Source organism: Treponema berlinense (assembly GCF_052273165.1).
GTDB lineage: Bacteria > Spirochaetota > Spirochaetia > Treponematales > Treponemataceae > Treponema_D > Treponema_D berlinense_A.
Map to the genome: position 1 here is coordinate 1 of NZ_DAVZIU010000009.1, position 19,941 is coordinate 19,941.

The 19,941-nt window shown below is 37.3% G+C and carries 14 protein-coding genes; 9 read left to right on the forward strand and 5 right to left on the reverse strand.

Going from position 1 to position 19,941, the window contains the following annotated elements; genetic code table 11:
• Together ACT6XC_RS04530 and ACT6XC_RS04535 are read right to left on the reverse strand one after the other, a co-directional pair.
• Positions 1-229: PD-(D/E)XK nuclease domain-containing protein (locus ACT6XC_RS04530; RefSeq protein WP_443740947.1), on the reverse strand; the 229-nt coding region annotated here is incomplete at its 3' end.
• Between the two features lie 196 nt (positions 230-425).
• Positions 426-788, reverse strand: coding sequence for a helix-turn-helix domain-containing protein (locus ACT6XC_RS04535; protein ID WP_078930857.1), 363 nt, complete (start codon positions 786-788; stop codon positions 426-428).
• Between the two features lie 103 nt (positions 789-891).
• Here ACT6XC_RS04535 and ACT6XC_RS04540 point away from each other — a divergent pair, with 103 nt between their 5' ends.
• The 5 genes from ACT6XC_RS04540 (at position 892) to ACT6XC_RS04560 (ending at position 6,830) form a co-directional block, all read left to right on the forward strand.
• Positions 892-2,316 carry a transglutaminase domain-containing protein gene (locus ACT6XC_RS04540; protein ID WP_443740948.1) on the forward strand — a complete coding sequence of 475 codons (1,425 nt, stop codon included), beginning with the start codon at positions 892-894 and terminating at the stop codon, positions 2,314-2,316.
• A gap of 22 nt (positions 2,317-2,338) precedes the next feature.
• Positions 2,339-3,205, forward strand: a complete 867-nt coding sequence (locus ACT6XC_RS04545) for a hypothetical protein (protein ID WP_443740949.1) — start codon at positions 2,339-2,341, stop codon at positions 3,203-3,205.
• 231 nt (positions 3,206-3,436) lie between these two features.
• Positions 3,437-3,856, forward strand: a complete 420-nt coding sequence (locus tag ACT6XC_RS04550) for a CidA/LrgA family protein (protein ID WP_443740950.1) — start codon at positions 3,437-3,439, stop codon at positions 3,854-3,856.
• Between the two features lie 3 nt (positions 3,857-3,859).
• Positions 3,860-4,561 carry an LrgB family protein gene (locus tag ACT6XC_RS04555; RefSeq protein ID WP_443737999.1) on the forward strand — a complete coding sequence of 234 codons (702 nt, stop codon included), beginning with the start codon at positions 3,860-3,862 and terminating at the stop codon, positions 4,559-4,561.
• 79 nt (positions 4,562-4,640) lie between these two features.
• Positions 4,641-6,830 (forward strand): substrate-binding domain-containing protein, encoded by a 2,190-nt coding sequence (locus ACT6XC_RS04560; RefSeq protein WP_443738000.1) that lies wholly within the window; start codon positions 4,641-4,643, stop codon positions 6,828-6,830.
• 2 nt (positions 6,831-6,832) lie between these two features.
• On the opposite strand, the gene ACT6XC_RS04565 is transcribed toward ACT6XC_RS04560, so the two are convergent.
• From ACT6XC_RS04565 to ACT6XC_RS04575, 3 genes are all read right to left on the reverse strand, one after another.
• Complete coding sequence (locus ACT6XC_RS04565) at positions 6,833-8,062, reverse strand: hypothetical protein (protein WP_443740951.1); 1,230 nt, start codon at positions 8,060-8,062, stop codon at positions 6,833-6,835.
• 1 nt (position 8,063) lies between these two features.
• Entirely contained in the window at positions 8,064-10,412 is a 2,349-nt protein-coding gene (locus tag ACT6XC_RS04570) for a hypothetical protein (protein ID WP_443740952.1), read from the reverse strand.
• A 74-nt stretch (positions 10,413-10,486) separates the two neighbouring features.
• Positions 10,487-12,874 carry a helix-hairpin-helix domain-containing protein gene (locus ACT6XC_RS04575; RefSeq protein WP_443740953.1) on the reverse strand — a complete coding sequence of 796 codons (2,388 nt, stop codon included), beginning with the start codon at positions 12,872-12,874 and terminating at the stop codon, positions 10,487-10,489.
• Positions 12,875-13,044: 170 nt separating this feature from the next.
• Here ACT6XC_RS04575 and ACT6XC_RS04580 point away from each other — a divergent pair, with 170 nt between their 5' ends.
• From ACT6XC_RS04580 to ACT6XC_RS04595, 4 genes are all read left to right on the forward strand, one after another.
• Positions 13,045-14,268, forward strand: coding sequence for a TetR/AcrR family transcriptional regulator (locus tag ACT6XC_RS04580; RefSeq protein WP_443740954.1), 1,224 nt, complete (start codon positions 13,045-13,047; stop codon positions 14,266-14,268).
• Between the two features lie 104 nt (positions 14,269-14,372).
• A complete protein-coding gene (locus ACT6XC_RS04585; protein WP_443740955.1) occupies positions 14,373-15,782 on the forward strand; it encodes a TolC family protein in 1,410 nt (469 codons plus the stop codon).
• Positions 15,783-15,810: 28 nt separating this feature from the next.
• Positions 15,811-16,740, forward strand: coding sequence for an efflux RND transporter periplasmic adaptor subunit (locus ACT6XC_RS04590; protein WP_443740956.1), 930 nt, complete (start codon positions 15,811-15,813; stop codon positions 16,738-16,740).
• 30 nt (positions 16,741-16,770) lie between these two features.
• The gene (locus ACT6XC_RS04595) at positions 16,771-19,941 is read left to right on the forward strand and encodes an efflux RND transporter permease subunit (RefSeq protein ID WP_443740957.1); all 3,171 of its coding nucleotides are present in this window, start codon (positions 16,771-16,773) and stop codon (positions 19,939-19,941) included.

The following is a 19,941-nucleotide window of genomic DNA, read 5'->3' on the forward strand; positions in this document are numbered from 1 at the left end:
AATTTTCTACAATTTTCCATTCGCCAAGAGTGCGTTTTTCACTGTCAAAACTTACACCTATTTTAACGAGCTTTTTGTCGTTGCCGTTTTTGTCTTTTGTAACAGAATACGGAATTAAATATCCTTTTGAATCAATCTGTGCGAGTGCTTCTTCTACTGTTCCGTCAAGTTTAAATTCAAAAACACGGGTGGCTCGGCAACAAATTGCCGCTGTTCCATTGCCTGCCACAAAACATAGCCCCGATTGGAACAGCGCCGGAGGCGTTCGGCTTTGCCGAATGCAGCGTATAGCGGAACTGTGGAAAGCGGGTTTGTGAGGAAATTGTGCTCTGGTTTATTAAAACAAAATATTTTTGAGTTTTTTATAAAAAGTTTGCTCTCGGAACTTTGATTTCCGTTCCAAATAAGCGTAAATAAATTTCTTTCTATTCTAATGAGATATTCTGTTCTTTGTTCAGTTTTTTTTCTATATTCTCAAGTTTTGATTCAATCGTTGTCAGCCGAGGAAACATAATATTCTGCATCATTGCGCAAATCATATTCACTTCTTTTATGTTAACGTCTCTTTCGCTTGCAAACAAATCTCCGCAGGAAATGTTCAGTTCCCGACAGATTCTGTCAATCAATGACGCAGAAGCGAATTGAACGCCAGTTTCAATAAATGAAAGATGTTTTTGAGAAATTTCCAGACGCTCTGAAAGTTGCTTTTGTGTTAGTCCAACTCTTTTTCTATGCTTTTTTAAATTCTGAGCAAAGACTTGTGCAACATCAGCTTTGTTTGCATTCATAGATAAAAATTATGCAGACATTTTCGTTTTTTAGAACTCTTTAAAAAGTAATATTTATTACCTATTAAATTGATTTTCTAAGAATTTATGCTAAAATATTTTTGTGAAATCTAAATTAAAATTCCTTTTTACAACCTTTTGCGTAATATTAAGTTTTATTATTTCTTCTTGTACAACTATTGATTCTTTACAAGAAGCAATTTCTTCTCTTTTCGAGAGTCAAAATTCCAACATTCAAAATAATGAAACTCAAAAAATTAAAAAAGTTTCTTCAACAATGTATAAAATTCCAGAAGATTACGAAAAAGCTTATTCCTTTAGAACAGATACGCCGCATCCTATGGCAAAGAAAATTCCTACAAACATTGCAAAGTTAAAAATTTCTAATCCGGCAGAATACGTAAATAAATGTTGCGAATTTATAAATTCAAATTCTACAGATGATTTTGAAAAAGTGAAGATTGCACATGACCTCGTTGCTTTAAATGTAAAATATGATGCTAAGAATTTTTGGGCAGAAACAGTTCCGCCTCAAAATTATGAAAATGTTTTAAAAACCGGCTATGCAGTTTGTGAGGGATATTCAAATCTTTTGAAGAAATTTTTGGACACTTTAAATTTTAAAAATTCAAAGGTTTCCGGCTATGCACGCGGAGTAGGCACTTCCCTTATGGCAGAAAACAATATGGATTCAAACCATGCATGGAATATGGTGAAAATTGAAAATGCCTATTATTTTATCGATAGCACTTGGGATTCTGGTTACATGAACGGAAAAAAATCCGTCCAAAAATATACAACTGATTGGCTTTTTATAAAACCAGAACATTTTATTTTTACACATCTGCCAGAAAGACAACAACAACAGCTTTTAAAAGAGCCTGTTTCAAATACCGAGTTTTTAAAACTTGCAGACTTTCAGCCCAAATTTTTTGAAGTTGCTGAAAATTTCGTAATTAAAAATGGTGAATTACCCCAAAAAACAAATCATGTCTTAAATTCGATTCAATTTGAATATGAAACAAAAGCGAACTATTACTTAGATTTTTCAGTAGTTCAGACAGAAAAAAACAAGAGAATTGAAAACGCAACTTTTACACAAACAGATGAAAATCTTTCTGATACCGTGATTCAATTTCCAGAAGCAGGAAAATATCAAATCCAGATTTTTTATTATAAAAAGACAGAAAGACAAGGCCTTGGATGTGCAGAATTTTTTGTGAATGCCCAAGCTGGAAGTCAAATTCGTTATCCTCGAATTTATCAGAATTATTTTGATGCAAAAGTAATTTGTCCGATTAAAATGCCCTTAAAAAAATGTGAAACCTATCATTTTGAAATTAATTGTCCAAGCAAAAATTTTGCAGCGGTGATCTGTGGTAAAAATTTTTCGCAAATGCAGGAAAATGATGGCGGAACATTTTCTTTGGACTTTACTGTTCCAACAAATATTTCTCAACTTAATATAGGCGTTTCTTCTGCAAAAACAGGTTCTTATCAGACTGTTGCAACATACATTTGCAAATAATTTTATTTTTAAAGGGGGAAGTATGAAGTCTTTTTTTGAAAAAATCAGAAAATTTTTTTTCTATTGTGTAGATAAATATCAAATCATTTTTTTTAAATTTGGCTCATCTATAAAAAAAGTTATTGTTAATTTTAAATTGAAGATTAAAACTTTTTTTGAAAAAATTATTTTACAAAAAAAAGAACATCAAAAAAACAATTTAGAAAAAAAACTGGAAAAAATCAGATTAAAACAATTAAAAAAAGAAGAAAAAGATAAGAAAAAAGCGGAAAAACTTCGAAACAGAAAGGAAGCGGCTGAAAAAAGAAATGCACAATTAAAAGCAAAAGGACCAAAAATTCTTCGCAAATTATTAAATATTTTTGATGTTATTTTTGACATAGCTTTTTCTTGCGGTTTGATTTTTTACCTTCGTCCAGAATTTTTAAATTTTAAAGAAAAAAATGCTTTTCTTACACAATATGATTTTAGTTCATTTAAAATCGGCTTTTTCGGGAAATTGTCAGAAATTGAAGAAATTTCAAATCTTACAATTTTTATAATCGTCTGTATTTTTGCTTTTTATCTTCTATACAAAATAGTATTTTCTCTTGTGTCAGCAAACGGAATAAACAAGCTTGTTTCTATTCTGCTTACGGCAATTACATTAGTTTCAATCGCTTTAGTAAAAGATAAATTTTTGATTTTTTTTGTTTTTTATATTTTACTATTTGCAAGTTTTCAGTTTTCCTGCGATCTAAACTTCAAAACAATCGGAATCAAATTTTTATGTGTCATTTTACTTTCTTTGCTCGCATATATTGTTATCTTATTTATTTTTGATGAATTTTTTAGACAGTGTCTGGTTTTAAGTTTTTCAGAAATTAAATTACCTGTAAAATTTTTCTGATTCTTATAACTGTATTTTTTGTAAACGTTACAGCCCCCCTAGCCCCGATTGGAACAGCGCCGGAGGCGTTCGGCTTTGCCGAATGCAGCGTATAGCGGAACTGTGGAAAGCGGGTTTGTTAGGAAATTGCGCTCCGGTCTCTTAAAACAAAATATTTTTAAGTTTTTTATGTTAAATTAACAGCTTTTTTGCTATAACTTTTCTTAATATTCATTTTTTTGAGTTAGCTTTATGAAATTCGTTAAACAATTTGCAATTTTTGTAACAATCTGCTTTATTGGCGAGGTTTTGCACAAAATCATTCCGCTGCCTGTTCCGGCTTCGATTTACGGTCTTGTGCTCATGTTCTGCGCGTTAAAATTTAAAATTATGCCGTTGCAGGAAGTCGAAGTTTTTTCTGATTTTCTTTTGGAAATTATGCCTCTTCTTTTTATTCCTTCAACCGTTGGTTTAATCGTTGCCTGGCCAATTATTCAAAAACACTGGCTTCCTATTTTAATTATAACTTTGCTCGGTACGACTTTTATTTTTTTTATTGTCGGTCACGTAACTCAATTTTTTGCAAAACTTGTGCGTTCCCGAAATTATAAAAAAACTTCCGGCAATGCAGAATCTCAACCGTCAAATTCTATGACAAACAATAAGGATTAAAAAATGGAACATATTTCAACTTTTTTAACAAATTCCGTTTCTTTTGGATTTTCAATAACGCTTATAAGTTTTTTGGCAGCAACCTGGCTTTACAAAAAAACACGCTTTGTTCTTTTTTCGCCGCTTTTTGTTTCCAGCGCAATTGTAATCGCTGTTTTAATTATTTTTAAGGTTCCTTATTCCGAGTACTTAAAAAGCGCCGATTTTTTGTATTATCTTATGACGCCAGTAACGGTTGCGCTCGCAATTCCTCTTTACCGCCAATTCCAAAAACTTCGCGAAAATGCGCTTGCAATCGTGCTTGGAATCGTGAGTGGAATTATTTCCAACGCTTTTTTTGTTCTTGGAGTTTGTCTTATTTTTAAAATCGGGCACGAAGAATACGTTTCTCTTCTTCCAAAATCAATTACCACGCCAATCGCAATTGCAATCACTGAACAAAACGGTGGACTTGCAGCCCTTACAATTATGATGGTTAGTGTTGCAGGAATTTTCTGTAACACTTTTGCCCTAATTCTCTGTCGCCTTTTTAAAATCGCAGAACCGGTAGCCCGTGGTGTTGCCTGCGGAACTTGTGGACACGCAATGGGAACTTCAAAAGCTCTGGAAATGGGCGATGTTGAAGGCGCAATGAGCGGCTTGAGCATTGCTGTTTGCGGAGTTCTTTCCGTAATAATTCTTCCGTTTTTTATGGGATTAAATTAGTTTTTGGCAAAAATTTAGTTCATTATTTTGTAGATTTTTCTATAAAAAATTCTCATTGTAGTGTTATAATAGAAAGACTATGAACCAAGGAATTGCAAAACGCCGTGCTTTTTTAACTCAACGCAAAAATCAGGGAAACCGCGTTACTGTCGGTTTTACAGGTATTGCCGATTTCCGTTCATTTATCGGTCAAGAATACATTGCCGGTATGATGAAAGCCACCTCTGATTACGACTTGAATTTCATCAACTTTGCAGGAGCAATCAAATATTCGCTTTTTGACGACATTGATTTTATTTCGCACTATCTGAAAAATTTCCGTTTTATGAAAGCTCCTCTCGTTGACGGACTTGTAACCTGGACTTCTTCTCTCTGCTCTTTTTTAGACACAAAAACCATAGTTCAAACTTTTAATGCTTTAAAACCGCTTCCAATGGTAGACATCGGTTATCTTGACATTGAGGGAATTCCGTGCATCCGTATAGACAACAATTCTTCAATAGCGCTGATAATGGATCATCTTATAAACAAGCACGATTACAAGCGTTTTGTCTTTATTGGTTCAAAAATCTCAGAACCACATATCCGCCGTCTGAATGCTTTTCAAAACGAACTTAAAAAATATGGAATTTCCGAACTGCCTGATTCAATTTATATGACAAAAACGATGGATTCTATCGACATTGCCATGGCAGTCAACAAACTTTGTTCTGCTTACAATTTAAAAGACCACTCAGAAATCGACTGTATTATAACATCTTCAGACATTATTGCAGCCACTGTAATCGAAGAACTAGACAAACAGAATATCTGCGTTCCAAAAGATGTTGCCGTAACAGGCTTTAACAACCAGTACAATGGAATTACCGCACGTTCTCCAGTTACAACGATGGATCTTGAATATTTTAAACGTGGTTATGCTGCTGTTGAACTTTTAATCGACAGAATTATGTCTCCGGAAGAAAAATTCAAAACACGACTTGTTCCTACAACACTCCTTATCCGCCAGTCGTGCGGTTGTTTTGAACAAAGCATTGAAGATGCTGGAGAAAAAATAAACACATCAAACTCTATGCCTGGTGCAAATCTGTCCGAAGAAGAAGTTAGAAATTATCTTTTTAGATTAACACGAAATATTTTTTCAGGACGTCCAGAAATAGAAATTAAAAATCTTATTGATGCCATTTTTGATGATATTTACGAACAAAAAAATCCAAGCTCAATATTGCGATGGTTTCAAAATCTCTTGCAAAATATCCGAAAAGATTCTGTTCTTGTAAACAGCGAACTCCAGCAAAATATTACAAGCCTGCGTAAAATCATTCTTCCAATGGTAAAAGACAACGACAAACAGTTTTCTCATATAGAAAATATTTTTCATCAACTGCGTTCTCTTGTTTCTGTTTTTATTGAATACGATACGCTCTCAACCCGAGAAAATTCTTATTTAATGAACAATTTGTCTCAAATTGCCATGAATTTTGCAAGCGCAACGACTGGAAAACAAATTCAGGATGTTTTGCGCTACCAGCTTTCAGAAATGGAAATTCCAGGAATTGTGCTCTGTCTTTCCGACAATATGACGATTGATTTGACTTCTTCAAACATCGAATTGATTTTGCCGGAACCGCCTCTCGACATAAAGGAAAAACTGCCCTTTAAGGTTTATGACCCGGCCTGTATTCCAAAAACTTTTTTTCCGCACGGCAGACGCTACAATCTTATGCTCGAAATTCTTTATCACGCTGACAGATATTTTGGCTATGCTTTTTTGGAAATTGGTACTCAAAACATTTCTGTCTACGACACTGTACGAATGCTTTTGAGCAATGCACTTCATTCAGTTTACTTAAAAGAAGGTCGCACAAAAGAGCGTTCAATGTTACTTTCTAGCGATCAGCTTGTCGGAATTTTGCATTTAAAATCCGAAAATTCACAGGAAAATCGAAATGGAATTACTGTCCGGCAAATTACAAATTATCTGGTGGAACATCTAAGTGAAATGACAAATCTCGACAAAATGGCAGATGAACTTATGGTAAGTAAATCTCATCTTGTGCGCAGAGCAAAGGAATTGACAGGCTTTACAATTCAAACATTGCACGAAAAATTAAAAATTGAACAGGCGAAAAATCTTCTGCAAGTTGAATCTATAAAACTTGCAGAAATTGCTTCGCGCCTTGGTTTTCAGAATCAAAATTATTTTAGTTCCGTATTCAAAAAAAATACCGGCATGAGCCCACGTGCCTGGGCACACCGGTATCATTAAAATTAAAATCCTGCTTTTAATCCAACGTAGGCGGCAAAACCTGTTACGCCGAAACTTCTTGAAAAATCTGCGCCACGAGTTTGAACTCCAGCGTCGATTTCAAGAACATGGGCATTTATCATAAAGCCCATCGAATGTTTAAAAATAAGATTTTCGTATGCTGTTGCAAATTTTAAGCCGACAACGTTAAGCAATCTAAAATCTGCGGATAAATTGTATTCACCGTAAACCATGCAATCGCTTGAATAAGGATTTCGCACCGCAAGATCAACTTTCGGACAAATTTCGCACCACGTTCCAAACGGTCTCCAGGTAGCTTCCAGACCGAGAATGAACGGTCTATGTACTGTTTTTGTTTCCTTGCTATAAACGGTATCATCTTCTCCATAATCCTTTGTATAAGAATTTGTTTCGTTAAAAATACCAAAGGCATTCTGCTGTTCAAAAACTCCCCAGAAACGTTTATAAGCCTTGTATTTTAAACGTCCTGGAACAACTGGTATTCTTGTAAAAAGTCCAAGGTCAAGTTTTTTTCCAAACGATCTTTCAATTTCGCCCGAAAAGTCAAAACCAGCGCTTTTTACAAGTTCAGAAAGAGTTTCCTGAATAAACGCAGAATCTATTGTTCTATCGCCAATTCCTTCCAAATCAATTACTGAATAAACATTTAACGGCAAATCTGCTTCTGCGCGCATTAAACCGTCTTCGTTCGACGAGTATTTTGCAGTTCCCTTTGTTTCCGTAACATGAATTACAGGAGCAAAGATTGTCGGTGTAAAATGAACTCCGTAATCTTTTATCTTTGTCTTAAATGTTGCTCCAGTTTGAACGTAAACATCGCTAAAAATCTTTATATCAATCGTTTCGCTTGAATTTACTTCAAAGCCTTTGCAAAAAAGATCAAAAAAGTTTTTTGAAATGCCAGTATATCCTGAGCCGTCAATTCCCCAGAAAAAATTGAGTCTGAACTTTTCGTTAAAATTAAGCGCAAACCAGTTTTTTACACTGGCATTAAAATCTATTATAAAACCGTCCTCGGAAAGTTCATTTGAAACTTCATCCAGGTCAATAACAAGGTCTTTTACAAGCAAATCCGTTAAGCGGATAAAATTGTTAGACGCTCCAGCTTCTGTTGCAATTCCAAATTCAAACTTTCGGTCGTAACGTTTCAATTCTGCAAACGAAAAAGAAGCGCAAATAAAAGTTAAAAAACAAATAAGTAGTTTTTTCATTTTAGTTTTCCTCCTTTTCGTTTTTGTTCCAGATTTCAACCTGTCCGTTAAGTTTTATTTGAACATATCCTGACATTCCAAACTCCGCATTGCGAGGAATTTCTATTAACTGTCCGTCAGCCTTTATTTTTACTTGGATTTTTGGAGTAAAAGGATAATTGTCAAAAACATTTTTTATCTCTTCGCCAGTCAGTCCAAGTTTTTTAAAGTCAGCACTTGGTTCAAACGAAAGAGTTTTTTCTTCTATAAGATTACCGTCGTCTTTTACACTTCCCGAAATTTCGAGTTGAGTAGAATTTGTTGCCTTGTAATAAATCGAAACCGAATCTACAAGGTCAAAATATTTTTTGACATCCTTAAAATCTTCTTGACTGTCGCGTTTTAAGAGGTCTTCATTTTCGTTAAAGGTATCGCCATTGCCGTTTATTGTATTTATAAGACTGCGGACATCGGAAACCGTCACATATTCGTCTGCTTCATGCGAATCAAGTGGAAAATCAAACTTGTCTGTCAAAGTAAACTGTAGCGGAACTTTAAGAAGAATAAAAATCTGAACCGACTTTAATTCAGTCAACTTTTCAAAATCTTCGCCAGTTAATTCGAGTTCATTTGTCGCATTTGAAAAACCGCTTAATTCGTATTTGATTTTTAAGTTGTCCGGCATATCGTTCAAAAGATTGCAAACCGCAGAATCTTCAGTCTTTACAGAATAGTTTTCTGGAGAAAGAATCGAAGAATCTGTAATCATATAATCTTTGTCGGCAAGCGCATCCAAATCAATTTGAGTTTCTTTAAGACCAAGACTGCCGTTTACAAGCTCAGAAGGTTTACTAATTCCGCCTGTTTCGTAAATAGCTTCCAGTTTACAGTTTGAATAATTGACTCCTTTAAAAACCTCAATTCCCGGCTGAATCGCAAAAACATAGCCTTCAACTCCGGAAAACTGAATATTTTTTATAAGGTCGCTCGCATCTCCAAGATTATCCTTTAACAAATTAGAGAAATTCAAGCCAGTGTCAACTTCGCCAGTCAAATCTGAAGCCTCGCTCAAAGCGGAAATATTGACTTTAAGGCTTTTTATTCTATCAATCTTACAAGAACCACCGATTTCTACTTCCGGATTGGCAGTTGCTTCATCAAAAACAAGAGTCGCATTTTCAAAACTGACGGAAATCTGTCCGCTTACCTTGACGTTTCCTGCAACCTTGGAAGGTTTAATAGTCTGATTTTTGAGAACTGCCGTTTTATTGAAAAGATATTTTGCAGCTTCTTCGGCAGATAGAGTTTCGTCAGAAAATTCATTTTCAGAAACCTTAAAACCATCTCCCTGCGAAACATTTATTTTTTCAATGCCGGCAGTAATTCCGCTCCATCCTTCTGGAATTGTACTAAACACGTTCAATTTTCCAGATTCTAGTTCGGCACTGATTAAATAATCGTTTACGCCACTAAAATCAAAGTCGCTCTCAAAAGAAACACAACCGTCAGGAGTTTCCGGATTACTGTCCAGATCTCCAATTTCTTCGGCAGTCATGGTTAAACCAGTAACCTGCTTTATCTTGAAAGAATCTGCCTGCATAGAAACCTTAAAACGGTGAACAGTACCTGCCGTTCCGCCCTTCACTGTTCCAGAAAGTTTAAATCTCATTTCCGGTTGCAGAATTTTTCCGCTCAAATCGAGCACAAGAGGAGAATTTCCTGTCCCAGAAGCAAGGTTTCGCTCTTCGCTCGAAGCAATTTCTTTTCCGCTTCCGTCACACAAAATTACTCTTGCGTTCAATTCAAAATCTTCAGAAACTGTTCCTTCTGGTTTTACAGAAATTTTAAAATTTCCTGCAGAAAGTTTAATTCTTGAAAAAGTCGGAGCTGTAATATTAAAAGGGATTCCCTTATTTTCTGGAATTACCGAATCCTTGCCAGTTTCTATAATTGGATAAGATTTTTCTTCAATCTTTAGGACTCGGCCGATATTTTCGTTCAAATTTGAAATTTCAATCTTTGTCAAAAAATTCATATCGTTTGTGCCGTCTGCAGAAAGCCCAAGCGATACTTCTTTTATCGGATATTTTATTAAATATTGAAGCACAGCGTCGTCGCATTGAGTCGGATTATAATCGTAAACTTTAATTTCTTCCGAGCCTTCTGAAAGATTTCCGCTAAAATTCTTGCGTAACTCACTTGCACTCATCTTGTCGCGAATCAAAAAAGAGCCACTTCCAAGCGGGAATTCGTAATTTGTTCCACTCGTCTTTATGGAAATTCTTTCGGGAGTTTCCAAGTCGCATGAGAAAAAATTAAAACCTGCAAAAAGTCCGCTAAGGACTAAAAAAAATTGCCATTTCTGTTTCATACCAAAAGTATAAAGCAAAAATGGCAAAATCCAATAATTCAGTGTTATTTTTCTATAAAATAACGCTTTTTAGATTATTTCTGATTATTAAAGAACGCTGCAAACGGATTGTATGACAGACCGTCGTCGCTTCCGCGATTTGCGTTCGAACGCTTAGAACCCGCAAATGCAGCTTCGCGAGGTTTTTCGCCACCTTTTTTAACAACTACAACCTTACGTCTTGGAGCGCTTCCGTCCACAGACTTTGGCTTTTTACCTTCATTTGTCTGACCAAGACGAGTGTGAGCATCGCTCTTTAGCGAAAGAGAAATGCGCTTGCGGTCTTTGTCCAGGTCGATAATCGTAAATTCTTTTACATCGCCAACTTTTACAACGTCCATTGGATCAGAAACAAAGTTGTCGCTCAATTCAGAAACGTGAATCAAAGCGGTTTCGTGCAAGCCAATATCAACAAATGCACCAAAGTCAACAACGTTTTTGATTTTTCCAGTAACTTTCATTCCGACGGTCAAATCTTCAAAATTTACAACGCCTTTCTGCATGATTGGAGCTGGATAGCCGTCGCGAGGGTCGCGGTTTGGTTTTCCAAGTTCGTCTATTATATCGTTCAAAGTTGTTTCGCCGACGCTGTATTTTTCGCAGAGAGATTTTTTTACATCTGCCGGAACTGCCTTTTTCTGCTGAACGTAAGACAATACTTCGCGGGCAACTTCGTAGTTTTCCGGGTGAACCCAAGTATTATCGAGCGGATCTGAACTTTCTGCAATTTTTAAGAAGCCGGCGCACTGTTCAAAAGCCTTTGGCCCAATTCCAGGAACTTTTTTGAGTTCTTCGCGGCTCTTGATTTTTCCGTTTGCGTCGCGATAAGCAACGATTTTTTTTGCCGTTGAAAGGTTGATTCCAGAAACATATTTTAAAAGCATATAAGAGGCAGTGTTCAGATTAACGCCAACATTGTTTACAACTGACGAAACTACTTCATCAAGCTGTTCGGCAAGTTTTTTCTGATTTACGTCGTGCTGATAAAGACCAACGCCAATTGCTTTCGGGTCGATTTTTACAAGTTCGGCAAGAGGATCCTGAAGACGGCGGCCCATCGAAATTGCACCACGAACCATAACATCAAGTTCTGGGAATTCTTCTGTTGCAACAGGAGAAGCAGAATAAACAGAAGCTCCGCTTTCATCAACAACAGTGTATTTTACGTCAGAATCAGAATAGTTTTCAGAAAGAACTTTTGAAACAATCGCCTGCACTTCCTGAGAACCGGTTCCGTTACCAACTGCAATTACCTGAATGTCGTATTTGTCGATTGCATTGTTAATTTGCTCGTAAGCGTCCTGTGGATTCTGTTCCTGGAAAATTTTGAAAAATCCGAGGAATTTTCCAGTTTCGTCGAGAGCAGCGCATTTTGTTCCGTTTCTGTAGCCAGGGTCAACGCCAAGAACGCGGCTTCCCTTGATTGGCTGTGTCATAAGAAGGTTTTTTAAGTTTTCTGAGAAAAGTTCAATTCCGTGGTCGTCAGCTTCGTCTGTTTCGTTGCTGCGAATTTCGCGGACTACGGCAGGAGAAAGAAGACGAACAAGTCCATCTTCAATCGCATCATTGTGGTATTTATTAGAAGGTTTTGCTTTTTTCTGTAAAAGAGCGATTGCGCCGTCAACCGGCACATTGATATTTACAGAAAGCGCGCCTTCGCGTTCTGCACGGTTCATTGCAAGAATTCTGTGTGGCTTAACCTGATTCAAACTTTCAGAATAATCCCAGTACATCTTATAAGTAGAGGTTTTTTCCGCAGTTTCGGCATCAACTCCTTCAGAAACAATTCCTTTTGTTTCGATTGTACCTTCTGCCATGTAAAGATCGTGAACGTCCGAGCGGTTCTGAGGATTTTGAGAAGTTCTTTCGGCAATAATATCTTGCGCTCCGGCAATCGCATCCATAAACGATTCAACATTCAAAGCGGAGTCTTCGTTATCAGTCTTGATGAATTTCTGCGCTTCGGCTTCGACTGCGGCATCATCGTTCTGACCTTCCATAAAATCTGCCAATGGTTCAAGACCTTTTTCGATTGCAGCCATTCCGCGGGTCTTCTTCTTTTTCTTGAAAGGAGCCCACAAATCTTCAAGTTCTGTCAAAGTTTTTGCGCCCATAACGGCATTGTAAAGACTTTCGGTTAATTTTCCCTGACCAAAAATTCCACGGACAATTTCCAGACGGCGTTCTTCAAGATTTTTATATGATTTAAACTTGTGATCACATTCAGCAACTTCAACTTCGTTAAGATTGTCAGTTTTGTCCTTGCGATAACGCGAAATAAAGGCAATTGTACAGTCTTCGTTAATCAAACTTATAACGGCACTAACCTGACTTACACGGATATTAAGTTCTTCCGCGATTTTTTTCATAATGTCCACTTCGTTGACAACGAGGGCGTCGATAGATTCTTGTGTAAATTCCATAGTTTTTTTATTTTACAAAAAAAAAGGTTCATATTCAATTTAATTTTTCCGACCTGCCAGAACTCTGATTCTTCTCATAAAATTTAATTATAACCTTGAAAAGTTACCGTTTGTTCGATATATTCTAGTTACCGACTGTTCGGTAACCTTTTTTTAACAAGGAAGATGTCGTGACTCAAAAAACTTCAACAAAACAACTTATTTTAGACGCAGCCTTCTCTTTTTATAAACATCCGTGTTTTAAGGATTTTTCGATGAGCCAACTGGCAGCAAAAGTCGGGATTTCAAAAACGGCAATTTATCGTCATTTTAAAAACAAAGACGCTGTTGTAGAAAATATGAGGGAACAGTTTTTTGATATTCTCTACGCTCAACTTTCGAAAATTCAAAACAAAAATCTTGATTCAAAAGCCTTAAATGAACAAATTATAAAAATCATCAGTTTTTTTGCGGAAAACTCTCAATACATCAACTACTTTATAACTCTTCACGCACAAGTAAACGATTTTGAAAAAAAAGTTTGCGCTGAACTTCGTTCAAAAGGCCTGCCAAACGATTTTGACAAATTTTATCAAGAAAACAAGCCAGCAAGGTATTCACGCATTTATTTTTGCGCAGTTACGATTTTATATTTTATTAAACTGCGCGAAAAAGCAATTGTATATGGAGAAAAAATAGATCCAGTCGGCAATTTTTCAAAAAAAATGGTCATTTTTATTCAAAAAGGAATTGTCGGCACAATCGGAGAATCTAGCCAAACTTCAAAAATTTCAAAAGAGCGTTTTGCACAACTCAACGAGATTTGCAAAATTAACAAAGAAGATTTGCCGGAAGAAGACAAGATTTTTACCGCTTTTTCAATTGTAATTACAAAATATGGAATAAATAACGTTACAGTCGAACATATTGCCGACGAACTCAACATAGCAAAAAGCAGCCTGTATTTTTATTTTGAAAACAAAAACAAAATGCTTCTTCATCTAGTTGCAAAGGAACTTTCGCTCTTAGGAACAATTTGCGAAGAAAACTGCGCCGAAGCAAAAACTTACACGGAATTCATCTATATCAATATGAAAACCGAAATTTCATATTTTTCTGCTCGACCTTCGATTTTGTCACTTTGTGGCTGGCTTTTGCAAAATGGAGCAGAAAACTCTGTCAACGACGAAAAAGAATTTTTAGGGCCGAATAATGTCTGGGAAACGAGAATGACCGAAATTGCCCAAAAAGTTGATCTTGGATTTTCGGTTCGTCCAGAACATATTACGATTTGGTCAGGACTTTTGCCTATTTCGCTTACAATTTTAAAAATAAAACATAAATTTTCGGACGAAGAAACTAACCAATCCTTAAATTATATGTTTGATTTTTTAATGTACGGAGCAAAATTTTAAACTAAGGAACTGAAATTTGGACTAAAAAATTGAAACCACACCAGGATATTGATTTTTAACAGTCCTAAAATAAAAGTAAAAAATATTGGAGGTAAAGAAACAAAATGAAAAAATTACTTGTTGCATTCAGTTTAACTCTTTTTATTTCTGCTGGATTTGCCCAGGAGCAAAAAGAAAAAACAGAAACCGTTACTCTAACGATAGACCAGGCTATTGAATACGCATTAAAAAACAGCCGCACCTTAAAAAGTAACGACATTGATTTAGAAATGAAAAAACGCGCTTCGAACGTAAGCTGGAACGTTTTTTTGCCAGATGTTTCCTTAAATGGAACAATGAAACGCTCAAATGAAATCAGCCCTTCTTATGCCCAATATGGAATCACCGATTATCCAGATGAAGAGTCTCGATGGGATGTCATAGGAGGCGCTTCTGTAAGCTGGAATTTTACGCCTGCCTATATTGCAAAAATTCAAATTGCAAAGGCAAATTACGAGGCTGGAAAAATAAGCTGGGAAAAAAGCCAGAATGAAACACTTATAAATATCAAAAAAATTTATTATGGACTTCTTCTTCAGCAGGAAAGTTTGAAAATTCAAAAAACGACTCTTGAAAATGCACGCCAGAGAATGATTCAGGCGGAAGCAAACTTTAAGAGCGGTCTTGTTCCAGAAATCAGCCTTTTGCAGACTCAGGTAAACTACGAAAATACAAAACCGTCAGTTGATTCTGCTGAACAGACTTTAAACCAGCAGTTTGATACATTTGCTTTTTTAATCGGACTTCCAGTCGGCACAAAAATTGAGCTTACAAGTTCCATCGAGCCACAATATATTGATGTAACAACAAAAGACTTACTTAATAAATACGCAGACAACGACCTTCAGATTCAGTCAATGAAGAAAAATATGGAAACTGCAAAATTGGGAATTACCGCTCTCGACCTTTCAACTTGGATTCCGACATTTGCATTAAGTTATGGCTGGACACCAATGTACACGGACGGTTCTTCTATGGGACTTGCAGCAAAAAACGCTAAGGCATTCGGTTTTGCAGGCGATTTGGGGAAAAATGACAAATGGTACGATTCAGGAAGTTTAACCTTAACGCTTGCCTGGAACCTTACAAATATGCTTCCGTGGTCTTCAAACAGACAACAGGTAAAAGATTACCGTCAGCAGCTTGCCCAACTTGAACTTGCAGTTGAAAGCCTTAAAGAAAATCAAAAAGTTCAGGTTCGTAAAGCTGTAGATACTTTAAATCAGGCAAAACAGCAAATTGAAAACATGAACCGTTCAGTTCAACTTGCTCAAAAAGCCTACGACATGCAGTTACGCTCTTACCGCAGCGGAACTACAGAACTTCTGGACTTGCGCGATTCTGAAAATTCTTTGAACCAGGCAAAACTTGGTCAATTGAACCAAAAATATCAGTATATTTCCGCCCTCATGGATTTGGAAAATACTCTGAATGTAAAATTAACAGGCGAATCTAATTCTGCCGTAACAAAATAAATATCATATCTAAAACTGGAGGAAACTTATGAAACTTAAAAAATTGATTTTTACAATTGGTGCTCTTGCAATAACATTACCTTTGGCAATCAGTTGCGGAGGCAAAAAAAACGACGTTGCTGCGAAAGCAGACTCAGAAGCTGAACAGGTTTTTGCAGTAAGCACTTTGACAACCGAAGCTGGAAACCTCGACGATTATCTTGAGTTTGGCGGAGACATCAGTTCTGTAAACTCAGTTGCCGTTTTGCCGGATCAGGGCGGAAAAATTACAAATATTCTCGTAAACGTTGGCGACATGGTAAATAAAGGTCAGGTAATCGCGTATGTAAATCCGCTTCGCGCGGGAGCAGTTTACAACGACAGTCCGGTTCATTCACCAATTACAGGAAGAATCACCTCTATTCCAACCACAATCGGTTCGACAGTAAGTCAGTCTTCTCCAATTGCAAATGTTGCGCGCACTGACGACCTAGAAATCAAAATCAACATTGCAGAACGCTTTATCAGCAGAATTTCTGACAAACAGAAGGCGACTGTAACTTTCGACGCTTATCCAAACGTTCTATTTCCTGCAACCGTTTTTGAAATCAGCCCAGTTCTCGACACAACAACACGTACAATGGGCGTAAAACTTCACTTTGACAAAAAAGACAGCCGCGTAAAAGTCGGAATGTACGGCCGTGTAAGACTCGTAACCGAATCTGTAAAAGACGCAATCGTAATTCCTTCGACAGCAGTTGTAACACGCGATTCAACAAATTACGTTTTCGTAGTTGAACCTCATTCAGACAAACGCTCAACTGTAAAACTTGTTCCTGTAACAGCAGGACTTACTGTCGATAACAAAACAGAAATTGCAAAAGGCCTTAAAGCCGGAGATGAAATCGTAATAAAAGGCATGTCGCTTTTGAATGATGGCGTAAAAGTAAACATCACTTCAAATTCAACTTCAAACTAAGCCGAAAAAAAACAGTATCTGGAGATTTATATGACATTTTCTGAAAAGTGTGTAAATAAACCCGTAACAACCCAGCTTCTTTTTGTACTGGCAGTTATTCTTGGAATTTTCTGTACAACACAGCTTCCAATTGATATGTTCCCAGAAATGGATTTGCCGTACATGATTGTATTTACTTCTTACGACAATGCAGGTCCGGAAGAAGTTGAACAAAGTGTTACCTCAACCCTCGAAACTTCCCTTTCCGGTCTTTCGGGCTTAAAAAAGATGCAGTCCCGCTCAATGTCAGGACTTTCTATCGTATTCCTCGAATTCAATTACGGCACAAACCTTGACGCCGCAGGTGGAGATGTCCGGGATAAAATTGATATGGTGCGCGGTTATTTGCCAGATGACGCCGATTCACCTATTACAATCAAAATGGATCCTTCAATGATGCCGATTTTGAATCTGGCAGTTCGTGGAAACCGTACTCCAGAAGAATTGAGAACAATGGCCGAAGACGTAATCAAACCGCGCCTTGAACAGCTTGACGGAATTGCTTCCGCAACAGTTTCTGGCGGACGGGAAGAATCAATCAACGTAGACATTCCACGCGACCGTCTCGAAGCCTATGGACTTACAATCAGCACAGTTGCGCAGATGATTGGAGTTCAGAACATTCAGTCTTCCGGCGGTACAATCACTTCTGGCGATATAAATTACACAATTAAAAACGACGGTAAATACAAAAGTATCGAAGACCTTAAAAACACTGTAATCTCTTATAAAGCAGGCTCAGACTACGAAGTTCGTACAATCCGCCTCCGTGACATTGCAGATGTTTACGAAGGCTACAAAGACGAATCTACACTTGCTTACCTTGACGGCAGTCCTTGTGTAATGATTATGCTTACAAAACAGTCAGGCAAAAACTCTGTTCAGGCTGCAAAAAACGTACGCAAACAGCTCTCAAAAATTCAGGCGGAACTTCCTGCTGACGTTGAGATTCTCGAAACTTCAAACACTGTAGACATCATCTCTCAGACAATTAACGAAGTTGTAAGTTCGGTAATTCAGGGTGCTTTGCTCGCAATTGCAGTTCTTTTCATCTTCCTTCGCAGCTTAAAATCAACCTTGATTGTAGGACTTTCAATCCCGCTTTCAGTTTTGATTACACTCGTTTGTATGTACTTAAAAGGAATTACAATCAATATGATTTCGATGGCCGGTCTTTTGCTCGGTATCGGTATGCTTGTAGATAACTCGATTGTAGTTCTCGAAAATATTTATTCTTATATTCAGCGTGATGCAAAACCAAAGGTTGCGGCAATTCTCGGTTCCCAGGAAATGGTTACTTCAATTATGGGTTCAACCTTGACTTCAGTTTGTATCTTCCTTCCAATGCTCATTTTCCAGAAAAAATTGGGCATGATGGGTCAGATGTTCAACGATTTGGCATACACAATCATTTTCTCACTCATGTCTTCTCTTATCGTTGCCATTGCCTTGGTTCCAGTTTTGTGTTCAAAATATGTATCAAAAGTCGGCGGAACAAGAAACGAAGGAAGAGGTTTTGCTTATGCGGTAAACAAAGCTTTTAACAACTTCTTCGACAAACTTGATGAAAAATATGCGGCAGGAGTTGCCTTCGTTCTTCACCACAGAAAAACATTCATTGCAGCAATTGTTGTTCTCTTCTTTGTTTCAATGGGCGCAATTAAACTCGTCGGCTTCGTCTTTATGCCGCCATCTGCAGCAAACAGTGTTGAAGTAGATTTTAAACTTGCACAAGGAACAAAACTTTCAATTACGGAAGATGTTATCCGCGAATTCGAAACAATGGCTCTCGAAGACTTAAAAGGCATTAAATATTCAAGCGTGACAGTCGGCGGAACGAGCATGATTTCTTCATCATCAGAAACAAACACAGGTTCAGTAACATTCAGTTTATACGAACCAAAAGACCGTCTGCCAGGATACGACAACGAAAAAACAGCAAAAGCAAAACTCAGAAAATACTTTACAATGTTCCCGGGAGCAACCTTGAGTTTTGCCGCAAACGCAAACAGCGCTTCAAGTTCTTCTGGTGTATCTGTAAACATTAAATCAGACGACCTGGATCTTGTAATGGAAACTTCTCGTCAAGTTCGCAAAGTTCTCGAAGAAAAAGGAAAAGACTGGGTAAGCGAAGTAGATTCAGACCTCGAAGATGGACTTCCGCAGGCAAATATTATTTTTGACCGCGACAGAATGCAGGAATTCGGTCTTAATGTTTATACAGTCGGCTCTGAAATTGCAGGCGTAATCAACGGAAAAACCGCAAGCCGCTTTACAAAAAACGGAGACGATATTGATGTTGTTGTCCGCGTTTCGGAAAAAGACCGCGAACGTCTTGGCGATCTCGACTCAATTTCAATGGTAACTTCAAGCGGAAAGAGAATTCCTCTTTCAAGTTTTGCGCATTATGAAGAATCAACTGCTCCAGTTACAATTTTCCGCGAAAACCAGTCGCGAATCATTCACGTAACAGCAAAACCAAACGAAGGACTTTCAATCGGCGACGTTCAAAAAGAAGTTGTAAAACTTATCGAACAGAACATTACAAAAGAAGACGGCGTAATTATCAGTTATTCCGGCGACCTCGAAGACATGATGGAAGCAGTTGTAAACTTCGGACTTGTAATCATTCTCGCGGCCTTCCTCGTATTCGTTGTAATGGCATCGCAGTTTGAATCAATGCTCGACCCGTTCATTGTAATTCTTACAATTCCATTGTCGTTTATCGGTGTAATGACAATTTATGCGCTCACTGGAAACCAGCTCAACGTAATTACAATCATGGGCGTTCTGGTTCTTGTCGGAACAATCGTAAACAACGGTATCGTTCTTGTTGACTACACAAACCTTCTTAGAAAACGTGGCTACGAACTCGAAGAAGCTTGTATTCAGGCTGCACGCAACCGTCTGCGTCCAATACTTATGTCAACATTGACAACCGTAATCTCGCTTGCTCCAATGGCGTTCTTCCCAGGAGAAGGTTCATCTTCAATGCAGCCAATCTCGCTCACAGTATTTGGAGGAATGACATTCGGTTCGTTAATGACGCTCTTTATAATGCCGTCAATTTACTATATCTTTAATAGTCGCCGGCTTAAAAAAGCGGCAAAAAAAGTCGCAAAGCAAAAGGCGATTGAAGAAAAACAATCCGGCAACAAATAA

Coding starts and splice junctions, on each gene's coding strand:
- ACT6XC_RS04535 (WP_078930857.1), bottom strand. CDS start 788: ATGAATGCAAACAAAGCTGATGTTGCACAAGTCTTTGCTCAGAATTTA.
- ACT6XC_RS04545 (WP_443740949.1), top strand. CDS start 2,339: ATGAAGTCTTTTTTTGAAAAAATCAGAAAATTTTTTTTCTATTGTGTA.
- ACT6XC_RS04550 (WP_443740950.1), top strand. CDS start 3,437: ATGAAATTCGTTAAACAATTTGCAATTTTTGTAACAATCTGCTTTATT.
- ACT6XC_RS04555 (WP_443737999.1), top strand. CDS start 3,860: ATGGAACATATTTCAACTTTTTTAACAAATTCCGTTTCTTTTGGATTT.
- ACT6XC_RS04560 (WP_443738000.1), top strand. CDS start 4,641: ATGAACCAAGGAATTGCAAAACGCCGTGCTTTTTTAACTCAACGCAAA.
- ACT6XC_RS04565 (WP_443740951.1), bottom strand. CDS start 8,062: ATGAAAAAACTACTTATTTGTTTTTTAACTTTTATTTGCGCTTCTTTT.
- ACT6XC_RS04570 (WP_443740952.1), bottom strand. CDS start 10,412: ATGAAACAGAAATGGCAATTTTTTTTAGTCCTTAGCGGACTTTTTGCA.
- ACT6XC_RS04575 (WP_443740953.1), bottom strand. CDS start 12,874: ATGGAATTTACACAAGAATCTATCGACGCCCTCGTTGTCAACGAAGTG.
- ACT6XC_RS04585 (WP_443740955.1), top strand. CDS start 14,373: ATGAAAAAATTACTTGTTGCATTCAGTTTAACTCTTTTTATTTCTGCT.
- ACT6XC_RS04590 (WP_443740956.1), top strand. CDS start 15,811: ATGAAACTTAAAAAATTGATTTTTACAATTGGTGCTCTTGCAATAACA.
- ACT6XC_RS04595 (WP_443740957.1), top strand. CDS start 16,771: ATGACATTTTCTGAAAAGTGTGTAAATAAACCCGTAACAACCCAGCTT.